This is a genomic window from Streptomyces sp. NPDC044921 (assembly GCF_056432865.1).
Map to the genome: position 1 here is coordinate 21473 of NZ_JBWKIF010000021.1, position 15488 is coordinate 36960.

At 74.6% G+C, this 15488-nt stretch carries 11 protein-coding genes and 1 pseudogene; 8 read left to right on the forward strand and 4 right to left on the reverse strand.

The window, feature by feature from the left end:
* Window positions 1–236 precede the first annotated feature (236 nt).
* Complete coding sequence (locus tag AC07DA_RS28020; protein WP_479130979.1) at window positions 237–1220, reverse strand: lysylphosphatidylglycerol synthase transmembrane domain-containing protein; 984 nt, start codon at window positions 1218–1220, stop codon at window positions 237–239.
* 211 nt (window positions 1221–1431) lie between these two features.
* Here AC07DA_RS28020 and AC07DA_RS28025 point away from each other — a divergent pair, with 211 nt between their 5' ends.
* The 5 genes and pseudogenes from AC07DA_RS28025 to AC07DA_RS28045 all read left to right on the forward strand — a co-directional run bounded on the left by AC07DA_RS28025 (window position 1432) and on the right by AC07DA_RS28045 (window position 8286).
* On the forward strand, window positions 1432–3318 hold the full coding sequence (locus tag AC07DA_RS28025; protein WP_479130981.1) for an ABC transporter ATP-binding protein: 1887 nt from the start codon (window positions 1432–1434) through the stop codon (window positions 3316–3318).
* Between the two features lie 76 nt (window positions 3319–3394).
* Window positions 3395–3889 carry a hypothetical protein gene (locus tag AC07DA_RS28030; protein WP_479130982.1) on the forward strand — a complete coding sequence of 165 codons (495 nt, stop codon included), beginning with the start codon at window positions 3395–3397 and terminating at the stop codon, window positions 3887–3889.
* Window positions 3890–3998: 109 nt separating this feature from the next.
* Window positions 3999–5628: pseudogene (locus AC07DA_RS28035) on the forward strand (sensor histidine kinase).
* Between the two features lie 110 nt (window positions 5629–5738).
* Window positions 5739–6380 carry a response regulator gene (locus AC07DA_RS28040; RefSeq protein ID WP_479131102.1) on the forward strand — a complete coding sequence of 214 codons (642 nt, stop codon included), beginning with the start codon at window positions 5739–5741 and terminating at the stop codon, window positions 6378–6380.
* Window positions 6381–6666: 286 nt separating this feature from the next.
* The gene (locus AC07DA_RS28045; protein ID WP_479130983.1) at window positions 6667–8286 is read left to right on the forward strand and encodes a serine/threonine-protein kinase; all 1620 of its coding nucleotides are present in this window, start codon (window positions 6667–6669) and stop codon (window positions 8284–8286) included.
* Window positions 8287–8301: 15 nt separating this feature from the next.
* On the opposite strand, the gene AC07DA_RS28050 is transcribed toward AC07DA_RS28045, so the two are convergent.
* Window positions 8302–8577 carry a hypothetical protein gene (locus tag AC07DA_RS28050; RefSeq protein ID WP_479130984.1) on the reverse strand — a complete coding sequence of 92 codons (276 nt, stop codon included), beginning with the start codon at window positions 8575–8577 and terminating at the stop codon, window positions 8302–8304.
* A 476-nt stretch (window positions 8578–9053) separates the two neighbouring features.
* Here AC07DA_RS28050 and panD point away from each other — a divergent pair, with 476 nt between their 5' ends.
* Both panD and AC07DA_RS28060 read left to right on the forward strand, forming a co-directional pair.
* Window positions 9054–9503 carry an aspartate 1-decarboxylase gene (panD, locus tag AC07DA_RS28055; RefSeq protein WP_479130985.1) on the forward strand — a complete coding sequence of 150 codons (450 nt, stop codon included), beginning with the start codon at window positions 9054–9056 and terminating at the stop codon, window positions 9501–9503.
* Window positions 9500–9844: a GNAT family N-acetyltransferase gene (locus tag AC07DA_RS28060; protein WP_479130986.1), complete on the forward strand. Its 345-nt coding sequence runs from the start codon at window positions 9500–9502 to the stop codon at window positions 9842–9844. Before panD ends, AC07DA_RS28060 begins: the two co-directional genes overlap by 4 nt.
* A gap of 1277 nt (window positions 9845–11121) precedes the next feature.
* On the opposite strand, the gene gndA is transcribed toward AC07DA_RS28060, so the two are convergent.
* Complete coding sequence (gene gndA / locus AC07DA_RS28065) at window positions 11122–12561, reverse strand: NADP-dependent phosphogluconate dehydrogenase (RefSeq protein WP_479130987.1); 1440 nt, start codon at window positions 12559–12561, stop codon at window positions 11122–11124.
* 350 nt (window positions 12562–12911) lie between these two features.
* On the opposite strand from gndA, the gene AC07DA_RS28070 reads away from it, so the two are divergent.
* Window positions 12912–14153 (forward strand): transglycosylase family protein, encoded by a 1242-nt coding sequence (locus tag AC07DA_RS28070; RefSeq protein ID WP_479130988.1) that lies wholly within the window; start codon window positions 12912–12914, stop codon window positions 14151–14153.
* Here the strand turns inward: AC07DA_RS28070 and AC07DA_RS28075 are convergent.
* On the reverse strand, window positions 14143–15291 hold the full coding sequence (locus AC07DA_RS28075; protein WP_479130989.1) for a DMT family transporter: 1149 nt from the start codon (window positions 15289–15291) through the stop codon (window positions 14143–14145). The genes AC07DA_RS28070 and AC07DA_RS28075 overlap by 11 nt on opposite strands.
* Window positions 15292–15488 lie beyond the last annotated feature (197 nt).

Here is a 15488-nt window from a genome sequence, read left to right on the forward strand (position 1 = left end):
CCCTGACCCGCGGTCGGCCCGGCCGTTCATCCTGCCGTATCCCGCACGGGGGTTCGTACCGCGGACGGGGGTGAGCGGAGCGTGAATCGGCGCACATGACGTACTGTCACGTGGCCTGGCGCACAGGTCCGCCTACGCCCCGTGCGACCGGCGCCCGGAGCGCTACGGGCGGCGCCCACCGGACTCCGGGCCGGCACCCCGCGCGCGCCCCGACCCGGCCCGGCCGGCCGCCGGGGTCAGATCACCTTCGCCCGCACCAGCGCCGCCAGGGTGAGCGCCCCCGGCGCCAGCGGCAGCCACACCGTGATGACGCGGAAGGCCAGGACCACCGCCGTGGCGACCGCGGCCGGGCCGCCCGCCGCGACCAGCGCCACCACCAGCGCCGCCTCCACCGAGCCGATCCCGCCCGGCGTGGGCACCAGCGCCACCGCGCACGTCGCCGCCAGGTACGCCACCGCCATGTGCGCCGCCGGCACGCCGAGCCCCAACGCGCGCCCCACCAGCACCAGTACGGACGCCTGCAGCGCGGGGAACGCCAGCGCACCGCCCCACAGGGCCAGGGCCCGGGCGGGGCGGGTGTGCACCGCGCGCGCCTCGCCGAGCGCGGTGCGCAGGAAGGACAGCAGGGCCGTGCGCAGCCGCCGCACCAGGGCGAGCACGGCCACCGCGACCGCCAGCACGGCCCCGGCTGCGGCCAGCAACGGGCCGAACGCCGCCTCCGGGACCAGCGTGCCCAGCCGCAGCGCGTCGGGGAACGCCAGGAGCAGGGCGCCCAGCAGCGCGACCCGGCCGACGCTCTCCGCCAGCAGGTACAGGGCGAGGGCGGCCGAGGAACGGGCGAGCGGCAGCCCGCACACCGTCATGAACCGCAGGTTGACCGCGCTCGCGCCCAGCCCGGTCGGCAGCAGGTGGTTGGCCGCGCCCGCCGCGAACTGCGTGGCCAGCAGCCGTCGCCGGGGCAGCCGTTCGACGACCGCGCCCTGCCGGGTGCACGAGGCGGCGACCCAGGTCAGGCAGGTCGTGCCGGCCGCGGCCAGCAGCCACGGCCACTCGGCGGTGCCGAGATGGGCGAAGCCCTCGGCCAGCACCGAGCGGTGCCGCACCGCGACCACGGTGACGAGCAGGAGCGGGAGCAGGCACAGAACCTGCCGCAGGCGGCGCACCGGGACGCGACGGGGGAGCCGTCCCGGGCGGAGTTCGGGGAGTTGTACCGCTGTCACGTCCGCTGAGGCTTCCCAGGCCGCGCCAACGGCGGGTTGCGCGAGCGGGACCTGGGGATTGCCTGCGGGAAGCGGCTGGGTGGGAAGCGTCATCGGGGCCTTTGCGCGGACGGTCGGGGCAGAGGGGGGATCGGGCCGATTGTGCGGGATGTCGGGGCTGTGACGCGAGTGTCTTGACCTCAAGATTGCTTGAGGTTCTACGTTTCCGTCCATGAGCATGGAGACCACAGCGTGGACACAGCTGCACAGCGTCATGAACGCGCAGGAGGAACGCCGCCCCCTCGCCCGGGCGACCCTGCGCCGCATCGGCCGGTTCGCCCGCCCGCACCGGCGCCGCATCGCCCTGTTCGTGCTGCTCGGCGTGGGCACCGCGCTGCTCGCCGTGGCGACGCCGGTACTGGCCGGACGGGTCGTGGACGTGATCGTCTCCCACGGCGACGAGGGCACCGTCGTACGCCTTTCCCTGCTCATCGCCTCGATCGCGGTGGCGGAGGCGGCACTCGGGATCCTCGGCCGCCGCCTCTCGGCGACCCTGGGCGAACACCTCATCCTCGATCTGCGCACCGCCGTCTTCGACCATGTGCAGCGCATGCCGGTCGCGTTCTTCACACGCACTCGTACGGGCGCCCTCGTCTCCCGGCTCAACAACGACGTCATCGGCGCCCAGCGCGCCTTCAGCACCACCCTCTCCGGCGTGGTCGGCAACCTCGTCACGCTGCTGCTCACGCTCGCCGTGATGCTGACCCTGTCCTGGCAGATCACCCTGCTCGCGCTGGTGCTGCTGCCGGTGTTCGTGATCCCGGCCCGGCGCATGGGCAGCCGGATGGCCCGGATGCAGCGCGAGGCGGCGACGCTCAACGCGGCCATGGGCACCCGCATGACCGAGCGCTTCTCCGCACCCGGCGCCACCCTGGTCAAGCTCTTCGGGCGCCCCGAGGAGGAATCGCGCGAGTTCGCCGAACGGGCCCGCCGGGTCGCCGGCATCGGCATCCGCACGGCCACCGCCCAGGCGACGTTCATCACCGCCCTCACCCTGGTCTCCGCCCTGGCCCTCGCCCTCGTCTACGGCCTGGGCGGATGGTTCGCCCTGCGCGGCACCCTGGAGCCCGGCGCGGTCGTCTCGCTGGCCCTGCTGCTGACCCGGCTCTACGCCCCGCTGACCGCGCTGGCCGGCGCGCGGGTCGAGGTGATGAGCGCCCTGGTCAGTTTCGAGCGGGTCTTCGAGGTGCTCGACCTGCGGCCGCTCATCGAGGAGGGGCCGGACGCCCGCCCGGTGCCCGACGGGCCCGTGGCGGTCGAGTTCGACGACGTCCGCTTCGGCTACCCCGCCGCCGACAAGGTCTCCCTGGCCTCCCTGGAGGAGGTCGCGGCCCTGGACCGGCGCGGTGGCGACGAGGTCCTGCACGGCGTCTCCTTCCGCGCCGAACCGGGACAGACCGTGGCGCTCGTCGGCTCCTCCGGCGCCGGCAAGTCGACCATCGCGCAGCTGCTGCCCCGCCTGTACGACACCGACGCGGGCAGCGTGCGCGTCGGCGGCGTCGACGTCCGCGACCTCACGGCCCGGTCCCTGCGGGAGACCGTCGGCATGGTCACCCAGGACGGGCACCTCTTCCACGACACCGTCCGCGCCAACCTCCTGCTCGCCCGCCCCGGGGCCGACGAGGACGAGCTGTGGGACGCCCTGCGCCGGGCCCGCCTCGACACCCTCGTGCGGTCCCTGCCCGACGGCCTCGACACCGTCGTGGGCGAACGCGGCTACCGGCTCTCCGGCGGTGAACGCCAGCGCATGACCATCGCCCGGCTGCTGCTGGCCCGCCAGCGCGTCGTCGTCCTCGACGAGGCCACGGCCCACCTCGACAACACCTCCGAGGCCGCCGTCCAGGAGGCGCTCGCCGAAGCCCTTCAGGGCCGCACGGCGGTCGTGATCGCCCACCGGCTCTCCACGGTCCGCACGGCCGACCAGATCCTGGTGGTCGAGGCCGGCCGGATCGTCGAGCGCGGCACCCACGAGGAACTCCTGGCCGCGGGGCGGCGCTACGCGGAGCTCCACCGCACCCAGTTCGGCGAGGCGCGCGTCGCGGTGGAGGAGGCCGCCTAGCACCCTGAACGCCTCCCCGGGCCGGTCCGTACTCCCCACGAGTGCTCCACCGACAGCCCGCACCCGGAGAGGCGACGTGTCCCAGCAGCGACCGACCGTACGCACCACCCACCGGACCCCGCCCCGCACCCGGCGCCTGCGCGCCGTCGCCGCGGCCGGGGTCCTGGCCGTGCTGCCCCTCGCCACGGCCTGCGGCGGCGCAGACGGCGGCGCGGCGACGGGCGGGCGGCCGAGCGCGTCCGGGGCACCCGCCGCCGGAGTCGTCGCGCCGGCGAAGGTGGAGGTGATAGCGGACCTGGCCGGCTGCACGGCGAAGATCCGCACCGAGGCGGACGAACTGCGCGAGGGCGTCTGCCACACCCCCGAGGGCGACTTCCTCATCACCACCTTCCCGCGGGAACGGCTCAAGGAGACCTGGCTGGAGTCGGCCGGTGTGTACGGGGGCACGTACCTGGTCGGCACGCGCTGGGTGGTCAGCGCCGAGCCGGCGATGCTGGAACCGCTGCGCGCCAAACTCGGCGGCACCATCCGGGAGTTGTCGGGCATCGGCCCTGGGCCGGGCACCTCCTGAGCCGAACGCGCGCGGCGTCTCCCTTCCGGTTTCCGCAGGTGGACGTCATGATGGTGCGACTCGGCACATGAGCCGCCCCCTTGTGTCGGCATCGCAGATTGAGTCCACCGTGGTCGCCACCTTCCGTCGCCACTCGCTCGCGGGCGAGATGCTGGTGCTCCAGCTCGCCATCGTCGTCGTGGTGCTGCTGGCGGTCGCCGCCGTCTCCCTCGCCCAGTCCCAGGCCACGTTCCACCGCGTCGAGGGACGCCGGGTGAGCGCGCTCGCCGAACAGCTGGCCGCCAACCCGCTGGTACGCAGCCAGCTGGTGCGGCCCGCCCCCGGCGAGTCGCTCGCCCCGCTGGTGCTCGCCACCCAGGCGCAGTCCGGAGTGACCACCGTGGCGGTGGCCGACGCCGCCGGGCGCATCGTCAGCTCGACGAACCCCACGGCGATCGGCGAACGCATGCCGCTGGGGCCGGGCACCGACCGGGGCCGGGGCTGGTCCGGGCGGCTGACGCTGGACGGCCACCGCGAACTCGCCGCCCAGGTCCCCGTGCTCGGCGCGACGCAGGAGAACCTCGGCCGGATCCTCGGCACGGTCATGATCGGCGAGGCCGACCCGACGGTCTGGCAGCGGCTCAGCGGCGCCTCCTCCTACCTGCTCGCCTACCTCGGTGTCGCCAGCGGCCTCGGCGTCGCCGGGTCCTGGCTGCTCGCGCGGCGCGTGAAACGGCAGACCCTCGGCCTGGAGCCGGGCGAGATCGCCGGACTCGCCGAGCACCGGGAGGCCATGCTCCACGGGATCGCCGAGGGCGTGGTCGCCCTGGACCCGCAGCACCGGCTCACCCTCGTCAACGACATGGGCCGCCGCCTGCTCGACCTGCCCGAGGACTGCGTCGGCCAGAGCCTGGACGCCCTCGGCGTCGACGGCCGACTGCGCGACGTGCTGGCCGGGACCACTGCCGGCACCCGGGACCAGGTCGTGGTGCGCCACGGCCGGGTCCTGGTGATGAACCGGATGACCGTCACCAAGGACGGCCGGCCCCTCGGCTCGGTCACCACCCTGCGCGACCGGACCGAACTCGCCCGGCTGGAGCGGGAGATCGGCTCCTTCCGCAGCTCCTCGGAGCTGCTGCGCGCCCAGGCCCACGAGTTCGCCAACCAGCTGCACACCATCTCCGGGCTCATCCAGATCGGCGAGCAGGACGAAGTCGTGCGCTACATCCGCGCGTTGAACCAGCGCCGCCAGTCCCTCGACGTGACCCTCAGCCGCCGGGTCCGTGACACGGCGGTGGCCGCGCTGCTGATGGCGAAGGCGTCCCTGGCGGCCGAACGGAAGGTCAGCCTGCGGATCTCCGACGACACCGCCCTGGAGCGGCTGGCCCCGGAGGACGCCGCCGACGTGGCCACCGTCGTGGGCAACCTGGTGGACAACGCCGTCGACGCCGCCGCGCAGGACGACGGCGCGTGGGTGGAGGTGGCGCTGCGGCAGGACGCCTCCAGCGTGGAGATCGTGGTCCGCGACTCCGGCCCCGGGGTCGCACCCGAACTGGCCCGCGAGGTGTTCTCCCACGGCTTCACCACCAAGGCCGCCCGGCAGGGCGAGCGCGGCATCGGACTGGCCCTGACCAAGCTGGTCTGCGAACGGCACGGGGGGGGAGATCTCGGTGTCCAACACCCCCGACGGGGCCGTGTTCACCGCACGCATGACCGTCAGCCACCTCACGGGCACGGTGGCGGAAGGAGCGGCCCCATGACCGCAGCACAGGACTCGGCGCAGGATCCGGCACAGGCCGGGACGGAACAGGCCGGGACGGAACAGGACGAGACGAGGGCGATCGACGTCCTCGTGGTCGACGACGACTTCATGGTGGCCAGGGTCCACCGGGCCTTCGTCGAACGCGTCGAGCGGTTCCGGGTCGTCGGAGTCGCCCACACGGGCGCCCAGGCGATCGAGGCGGCGGACGAACTCCGTCCCGACCTCATCCTGCTGGACCTGTACCTTCCCGACCTCTTCGGCCTCGACGTGATCCCGCGCCTGCGCAGCGCCGGCCACGACTGCGACGTCATGGTGATCAGCGCGGCGCAGGAGGCCGACACCGTGCGCGGCGCGGTCCGCCGCGGGGTGGTCGACTACCTCCTCAAGCCCTTCGACTTCCAGGACCTGCGCACCCGGCTGGAACGCTACGCGGCGCGGCGGGGCCGGCTGCTGACCGCCGTCGTCCGCGGCCAGGCCGACGTGGACCGCGTCCTGGCGGGCGCGTTCGCCCCGGCGACCGCCCCCACGCTGCCCAAGGGCATGAGCGTGGAGACCGCCGAACTCGTCGAACGCGCCCTGCGCGAGGCGGACGGCACCCTCTCCGCCACCGAGTGCGCCGCCCTGACCGGTGTGTCCCGTGTGAGCGCCCGCCGTTACCTGGAGTACTTCCACAGCACGGGCAGCGCGGAGGTCTCCCTGCGCTACGGTGCCGCGGGACGCCCGGAACGCCGCTACGCCTGGCGGGTGTGAGACCCGCCGCCCGCACACCGCGCCGCCGGGGCCGGCCGCTCCCACAGCCCGGCCGCCCCCACAGCCCGGCCGCCCCCACAGTCCGGCCGCTCCCACAGTCCGGCCGCCGCTCGCCCGATCGCGGCCTGATCCACCGGTGGCGCCCGCGGACGGTGCCGGTGCTGCTGTAATGAGCGCGGGTCGCGGCGCCACGCCGCGCCCGACACCACCCGCCCGACCGCGCGCTGTACCCGGCGCGTTGCGGTCCTGGCGGGCGGGCCAGGCAAACAGGGGGGACGGAGCAGTCATGGAGAACTTGCGGCCCGGCGATCCCACGCGGGTCGGCGACTACCGGTTGCTCCGGCGGCTCGGGGCCGGCGGCATGGGACAGGTGTTCCTCGGGCGGTCGCAGCGGGGGCGCACGGTCGCCGTGAAGCTGGTTCACCCGCAGCTGGCGTACGACGCGGAGTTCCGCCGCCGCTTCCGCGCGGAGGTGGCCGCGGCGCGGCGGGTGGGCGGGCAGTGGACGGCTCCGGTCCTGGACGCGGACACCGAGGCGGACACGCCCTGGGTGGCCACCGGGTACGTCGCCGGACCCACGCTGCACCAGGCGGTGACCGAGATCTGCGGGCCGCTGCCGGAGCAGTCGGTGTGGCACCTGGCCTCCGGTCTGGCCCGCGCGCTGCAGAGCATCCACGCCTGCGGGCTGGTGCACCGGGACCTCAAGCCGTCGAACGTCATGCTCACGCTCGACGGCCCCCGGGTGATCGACTTCGGCGTCGCCCGCGCCGCGGACGCCAGCGTGCTGACCCGCACCGGTGCGATGGTGGGCTCCCCGGGGTTCATGTCGCCCGAGCAGATCCTGGGCGGTGAGGTCACCGGGCTGAGCGACGTGTTCAGCCTCGGCCTGGTGCTGGTGTTCGCCGCCACCGGCCGGCAGGCGTTCGGGGCCCCGGACAGCGGTGCCCACGCGGTCATGCTGCGGGTGACCGGGGACGAGCCGGATCTGCGGGGCGTGCCCGAGGCGCTGGCGGCGTTCGTCACGCGGTGCCTCGCCAAGCGGCCCGAGGACCGGATCCCGCTGTCCGGGATCGTGACGAGCGCACAGGCGGCCACGGCCGGAGCCGACCCGGCCGCGTGGCTTCCGGGCGCCCTGACGGTGGAACTCGGCCGGCACGCCTCCGGTCTGCTCGACCTCGAGGAGCCGCCGCCTGCGACCCGCGTCGACCACCCGCCGACGGGCCGGGGCGGCGACGCCGTGCACGCCCTGCCGACCGCGCACGGCGGGCGCGTCCCGCCTCCGCCGCCGGGCATGCCGACGCCTCCGCCGCCGGGGATGCCGATGCCTCCGCCGCCGGGGATGCCGACGCCACTGCCGGCATCCCCGGCGCCGGCGGTCGACACACCGCCCATGCCGCCGGTACCGGGCGGCTTCCGGCCGGGCGGCCGTCGCACGAGCCGGGTCGGCCCCGTGCTGATCACGTCGGCCCTGGCCGCCGTACTCGCCGTCGTCCTGGCCGTGAAGCTCCCGGGCCCCGGCGGGAGCGAGGACCGGACCGGCTCCGGGTCGTCCGGCGCTTCCGCCCCGCCCTCCCCGAAGGCGTCCGCGGCCGACTACGAGGGCCGGTGGACCGGCAACGTGCGCGAGCCGGACAACGACCTCTACTCGATCGAGGTGGACTACAAGGGCGGCGGGCTCGGCGATCAGGTGGCCACCGTCGAGTACCCGTCGCTCGACTGCAGCGGCCGCTGGGTCCTCACCATGGACACCGGGCGCTCGGTACAGGTCAGGGAGGAGATCACCGCGGAGGGCAGCCCGTTGAACTGCGTCGACGAGGTCGACATCGTGCTGACCCCCTCCGGCGACGGCCTGCGCTACGAGGTGACGAGCGCGGGGGACACCGCGACGCTGCGGCGCGGCGGATGACGACGAGCGGGGACGTCAGTCCGGCAGCGGCAGCGGAGGAAGCCGCTGGTACTCGGCGCGGCCCCGGTTGAGCACGGAGATCGTCGCGGCGGTCAGCCAGGGCACGGTCGGCCCGGCCAGCCGCATCGGCTCCCACTGCTGGTAGTCGGTGAACAGCGCCCACTGGTCGAGCAAGGGGAGGAAACTGACGACCTCGTGGTGCCGCAACGACACCCAGAGGTTCTCGGCCGCGACGTGCAGCAGCGTGCGCGGTCGGTGAGGATCGCGCGGCAGGGCGAGAAGTCGCGCCACTGCGCCTGCGCCATCGCCTGCGCCCGGTTGCGGGCGCTGCTGTTGGCGACCGCGTCCCCGACCAGCCCGGCAGCGACGAACAGCGGCGAGCCGAAGTAGAAGCCCGAACGCTGGTTGTACGTCACGTTCATGCCGTAGAAACGCGCGTAGTGCGCCGCCACGTCGCCGTAGGCGACCTCACCCGCCTCGAGCAGCACGCCCGGAGGGGCGACCGGGGCCAGCTCCCCTCCGTTGCGCAGGTGCCGGGGCAGCGAACACGCCGCCTCCCAGCCGTGCCGGTGCAGGGCGTGCAGGTGATCGTCCGCCGAGTTCTGACGTGGCACTGCCTCTCGCCCCCCACCTGCGACCGCGTGGGCCGGTGTGACCCCTGGAACAATCTGGACCCGCTGACCGGGCACGCGAACCGTTGTACGCTCCGAAGACCGCCCTTGACCTGCACGAAGCGGGCAGGGAGCAGACGAGTCGGGAGCTTTTCCATGCTTCGTACCATGTTCAAGTCCAAGATCCACCGTGCCACCGTCACCCAGGCCGACCTGCACTACGTGGGATCCGTGACGATCGACGCCGACCTGCTCGACGCCGCCGACCTGCTGCCCGGCGAACTCGTGCACATCGTGGACATCACCAACGGGGCCCGCCTGGAGACGTACGTCATCGAGGGCGAGCGCGGCTCCGGCGTGATCGGGATCAACGGGGCCGCGGCCCATCTCGTCCACCCGGGCGACCTCGTGATCATCATCAGCTACGCCCAGGTGACGGACGCCGAGGCGCGGGCATTCGCGCCGCGGGTCGTGCACGTGGACCGCGACAACCGGATCGTGGCCCTGGGCGCGGATCCGTCCGAGCCGGTGCCGGGCTCGGACCAGAGGCGCAGCCCGCAGGCCGTCGGGGCCGACCGGTCAACAGGAGCAGGAGCGTGTCCATGAGCGACCCGGAGATCCGTGACGACCGGCAGGCGGGCCGTCTGGAGGCCGCGGCCGACGGTGAAGTCCTCGGCCGCATCGAGTACTTCGTGCTCGACAGCCCCGAGCGCGCCCTCGTGCCCGTCCACACGATCGTCGAACCGGCCCACGAGGGCAAGGGCATCGCGGGTTCACTGGCACGCGAGCTGTACGCCGTCGCCGCCCGTGAGCACCGCGCGGTCGCCCCGCTCTGCCCCTACGTCGCCAAGTGGTCCGAACGCCACCCCGACGAAGCCCCGGCGGCGAGCGAGACCCTGCTGACAGCGGCGAAGGAGTGGCTGAGGGCCCACCCCGGCCGCTTCTGACCGATCACGCAGAGACCGACCACGCACCGACCGGGCACCGCCCCGGCCCGAGCCGCCTAGGCCCGAGCCGGGGCGGCTCGCGTTCACAGGGATGGGGCGCCCGGGGGTGTTCCGGCGCGACGGCGGTCCGGGCGCCGCGGCGTCGGTGAACCGCCCAACTGCGGTGGCGGCGGTGGAACGTGCAGGTGAAGGCAGCAGCGGAGGTGGAAGCGAAGGGGGAGGCGGGAGTCGGAGCAGAGACGACGCTCGCTCCGCAGCCGCTCCGCGACCCGGTGCGCGTGCGCACGGTCCGTCCGGACGCCTCCGTCCTCACCTCAGCGCCAGGCATTCCGCCTCGTTCCGCCCCGCCCCGTTCCGGAACGGCGGGCATCTCTGCACCCGTTCCGCCCCGCCCCACCCGCTACCCCAGCTGGCCCCCTCCCCGTCCCGCCCGGGAGTGACTGCCGGGGCGGGTGCCGGGTAGGCGGGGGAGTAGTCCAGAGCCGGAGTCGTCCCACTGGCTGGAGGACCTGATGACGAACCCGTATCCCGATCCCGTGCCGCCGGCACCGACACCGGGCCCGGATCCCACCCCGCCGGAGCCGCCGGGGCCCGACCCGGTGCCGAACCCGCAACCGCCGCCCGGCCCCGAGCCGACGCCACCGCCGCCACCGGCTCCGACCCCGCCCCCTCCGCCGGGGCCCGGTCCCGTACCGAATCCGCAGCCCCCGCCCGGCCCCGACCCCGTGCCGGGCCCCGACCCGTCCCCGATCCCCCCGGGGCCGGAACCCGTGCCGAACCCCGAGCCCGGGCCGCCGCTGTCCTGACCACGGCATGAGGAAGGGGCCGGTGGACAGCCCGCAAGCGGTCCACCGGCCCCGTCGGGCTCGGCGCGGAACGCGCGACGCGCTCGGCACCCGCCGCGCCTCACCCGACGCCCGAAGTCCGGCACTCCGCACTCGGCGCCCGGCGCTCCACACTCGACGCTCTGGCGTTCCACGCCCGGTGCCCGGTGCCCGGTGCCCGGTGCCCGGTGCCCGGTGCCCGGCGCCAACGCGCCGCCCTGCACCCGCCGCTCGGCACTCCGCACTCGGCGCCCGGCGCTCCACGCCCGGTGCCCGGCGCAACGCGGCGCCCTGCGTCCGCCGCAGCGCTCGCCGCAGCACCCTGCACCCGCCGCAGCACCCGGCGCGCCGCAGCACCCGGCCCAGCACCCTGCGTCCGGCGCAGCACCCTGCACCCGCCGCAGCACCCGCCATAGCGCCCGACGCCCCGCGCCCGACACCCGACCCGCAGCCCTACGCCGTGACCTCCGAGCGGTCCCCGCCCCACAACGTGTGGAACGACCCGTCCCGGTCCACCCGCCGGTAGGTGTGCGCACCGAAGTAGTCCCGCTGCCCCTGCGTCAGCGCCGCCGGCAGCCGCTGCGCCCGCAGGGCGTCGTAGTAGGCGAGGGCCGCGGCGAAGCCGGGCGTCGGCACGCCCTGCCGGGTCGCGGCGACCAGCACCTCGCGCCAGTCGTCCTGGGCCTCGGCGATCTCCTGCGCGAACGTGTCGTCCGACAGCAGGCTGGGCAGGTCGGGCCGGGCGTCGTAGGCCGCGCGGATCCGGTCCAGGAACGCCGCCCGGATGATGCAGCCGCCCCGCCACAGCGCGGACACCGCACCGAGGTCGATGTCCCAGCCGTACTCCCCGCGCGCCGCGTCGATCTCGTGGAAGCCCTGCGTGTACGACACGATCTTGGACGCGTACAGCGCCTGCTCCACCCGGTCGGCGAAGGCCCGGGCCTCCGCCTCGCCGAGCGGCTCCGCCTTCGGCCCGGCCAGGCCGCGCGAGGCCTCCCGCAGCGCCGCGTGCCCGGACAGCGAACGCGCGAAGACCGCCTCGGCGATACCGGACACCGGCACGCCCAGGTCCAGCGCGATCTGCACGGTCCAGCGGCCGGTGCCCTTCTGCTCGGCCTGGTCGACCACGACGTCCACGAACGGCTTGCCCGTCTCGGCGTCCACGTGGGACAGGACCTCGGCGGTGATCTCGATCAGGTAGGAGTCGAGACGGCCCTGGTTCCAGGTGCGGAAGATGTCCGCGATCTCGGCGGGGGAGTACCCGGCGACGTCCCGCAGCAGCTGGTACGCCTCCCCGATGAGCTGCATGTCCGCGTACTCGATGCCGTTGTGCACCATCTTCACGAAGTGCCCGGCGCCGTCCGGGCCGACGTGGGAGACGCACGGCGTGCCGTCGGCGGCCTTGGCCGAGATCTTCTCCAGCATCGGGCCGAGCGAGTCGTAGGACTCCTTCGGGCCGCCCGGCATGATGCTCGGGCCGTTCAGCGCGCCCTCCTCACCGCCGGAGACGCCCATGCCGACGAAGTGGATGCCCTGCTCGCGCAGCTCCCGCTCCCGGCGCCGGGTGTCCGCGAAGTGCGCGTTGCCACCGTCGATGATCATGTCGCCGGGCTCCAGCAGCGGCGCGAACTCCCGGATCACCGCGTCCGTCGGGTCACCGGCCTTCACCATCACGACCAGGCGGCGGGGCCGCTCCAGCGCGGCCACGAAGTCCTTCGCGCTCTCGCACGCGATGAACTCCCCCTCGCCGCCGAACTCCTCGACCAGCGCGTGCGTGCGCGAGGGCGTCCGGTTGTGCACCGCCACCGTGTAGCCGTTGCGGGCGAAGTTGCGGGCGAGGTTGCGGCCCATGACCGCAAGGCCCGTGACGCCGATCTGCGCTGTCCTGCTCATTCGGTTCGCTCCTAGAGACCTCGGTATCGGTGCCGCCGGCGGGTAACCGCCGGCGTGACCCCCGCCGACCATCCTGACGTGCCGCTTCCTCGTCCGCACGCGCGGGTCGTACGACGTCGCGCAGGACGATACGGACGGGAGCCCCCGCCGCACTCAACCGAGGTACGCGTCCCCGCGCGCGCCGCACCCGTGCACCGCGTGGCGTACGCGATGCACCGCAGGGGCGCACGTCGCGCAACAGGGGCCTCATACCGGCCACTTGAACCCCCGGGCGGCCGATAGGCGTCTTGTTCTGGCCGGTTCGCAGCGCTTACTTTTGCCCCTCCTGACGCATGTCTAGGGGGGCATCGATGGCCGTACGCGGCCGGCACCGCCGGTATCAGCCGAACAGGATCAACCGCGCCTCACTCACCGTCACCGCGGGCGGCGCGGGCATGGCGCTCCCGTTCATGGGCGCCGGCACCGCCCAGGCGGCGGACGTGGACACCTGGAACAAGGTCGCCGCCTGCGAGTCGAGCAGCGACTGGAACATCAACACCGGCAACGGCTTCTACGGCGGCCTGCAGTTCACCCAGTCCACCTGGGAGGCCTACGGCGGCCGGGCCTACGCGGCCCGGGCGGACCTGGCCACCAAGGACCAGCAGATCGCCGTCGCCGAGAAGGTGCTCGACGGGCAGGGCCCGGGTGCCTGGCCGGTGTGCTCGGTGCGGGCCGGACTGACCCGGGGCGGCGGCGAGCCGGACATCCGGCCGGCGGCCGAGCGCACGAAGCAGCGGGAGACGAAGAAGAGGACCTCCATCGAGGAGGTGCGGCCGCAGTCCACGCCGCAGTCCCGCGCGGGCAGCGCCGAGATGTACACGGTCGTCCACGGCGACACCCTCTCCGGCATCGCCTCCGACCGGGAGGTGCGGGGCGGCTGGCGCGGGCTGTACGCCGCCAACCGCGCCACGATAGGGGGCGACCCCGACCTCATCGTGCCCGGCCAGCGGCTCGCCCTGCGCGGCGAGGGCGCCACGAAGACCCGCCCCGAGCACCGGCCCGCCCCGTCGGCCGAGCCGAAGAAGCCGGCGGCGGACCGTGCCGAGGGCCGTACGAAGGAGCGCAGCGAGGGACGTACGAAGGAACGCGCCCAGGACCGGCCGAAGGAGGCGGGCAAGGAACGGGCCGCCCGGTCCACGGCCACCCGGCAGGGCCTGGTCGCCCCCGTCAGCGCCTCCCTGGGAACGCCCTACCGCAAGGCCGGCTCGTCCTGGTCGAAGGGCTACCACACCGGCATCGACTTCCCCGTGCCGACCGGCACGTCCGTGAAGTCCGTCGCCGCGGGCAGGGTGGTCAGCGCCGGGTGGGGCGGCTCCTTCGGCTACCAGGTCGTCGTCCGGCACGACGACGGCCGCTACAGCCAGTACGCCCACCTGTCGGCGATCTCCGTGCGGGACGGGCAGACGGTGAGCGCCGGCCAGCGCATCGGCCGTTCCGGCTCCACCGGCAACAGCTCGGGCCCGCATCTGCACTTCGAGGTGCGGACGGGGCCCGGTTTCGGTTCGGACGTCGACCCGGTGGCGTACCTGCGGGCCGGCGGCGTCAGGATCTGATCCGCACCCGGTGCCGGTCCAGCGCCGGCACCGGCACGTACGGGATGTCGTAGAAGGGCAAGCAGGCCAGCGGGCGTTCGTCGCCGGCGTCGTGGGCGGGCACCGGCGGCAGCCCGCTCCCGTACGGGCCGTCCGGGAGGGCACGCGCCCCCGGCGCCGGCACGAGCACGTCCTTCACGAGCGGGTCCGCCACCAGCTCCGGCAGGTCCGGGCGCACCGCCGTACCGAGGCCGAGGGCGAGGCCCGCGTCCGCCGGGACCGGCCCCGTACCGGCGCCCGCCGGCCCGCCCCGCTCGCTCCCGGGCCGGTCCTGCGCGAGCCGCTCCGTCGTCAGCAGGATCAGACCGCCGGCCGCCACCACGCCGCAGCCCAGGGCGAGCACGGTGCCCGCCGTGCCGTAGCGGAACGTCTCACCGAACATCGTGATGCCGACCGCGGCCGCCACGACCGGGTTCACCACCGTCAGCGTCGCCAGCGGCGCCGTCAGCCCGGCGCCCCGGTAGGCGGCCTGCGACAGCAGCATGCCGGCCGTGGCCAGCACGCCGATCACGGCGAGGGACGGCAGGTCCGCCGCCGACACCCCGCCGGTCCAGTCGACGGCCACCGTCTTGGTGAACACCGAGGACATGCCGAACGCGATGCCGGACGCGGTCGCCAGCAGGGTGCTGCGCACCGCCGGGTGCCGGTGCGCGGCCCGCGCGGCGATCATCAGCGCCACGACGACGCCCGCGGTGACCAGGGCGACGGCCACCCGCTCGGCCCCGCTCAGCGACTGCGCGTCGGCCGCGGCGACCAGGGACAGCAGACCGGCGAGACCCACCGTGGCCATGATCGCGCCGCGCCAGGCCGTGGCACCGGCCCGGCGGCCGACGAACAGCGCGGCCATGGGCAGCGCCACCACGATGGTCAGCGCGCCCAGCGGCTGCACCAGACTCAGCGGGCCGTAGGCGAGCGCGACCACGTGCAGCAGACCGCCCAGGCCGTTCAGCGCGACCGCGGCCCACCAGCCGGGGCGGCGCAGCGGAGCGTACTCCTCGCCCGGCGAGGACTCCGCCACCCGCTCCTGCACGATCGCCCCGCCCGCGTAGGCGACCGCGGAGACGAGGGAGAGCACGACGGACAACGCGAGGGCGCTCATCGGCTGCTCCTCTGCGTCAGGCGGGGGCGCTCGGCCCGGCGCGGCGATCGGTCTGCCTTCATGACAAACACCCTGCCGTGTCCGGGTCTTCCCGTCGTCGTCCCTGAGCACTCATTGGGTCCTACTGCCGATGGAGTACGAGGGGAGCCCCGTCATCCCCAGGGTGGGCGGCTCGGGTCGGGGGCCGCCCGGACGTG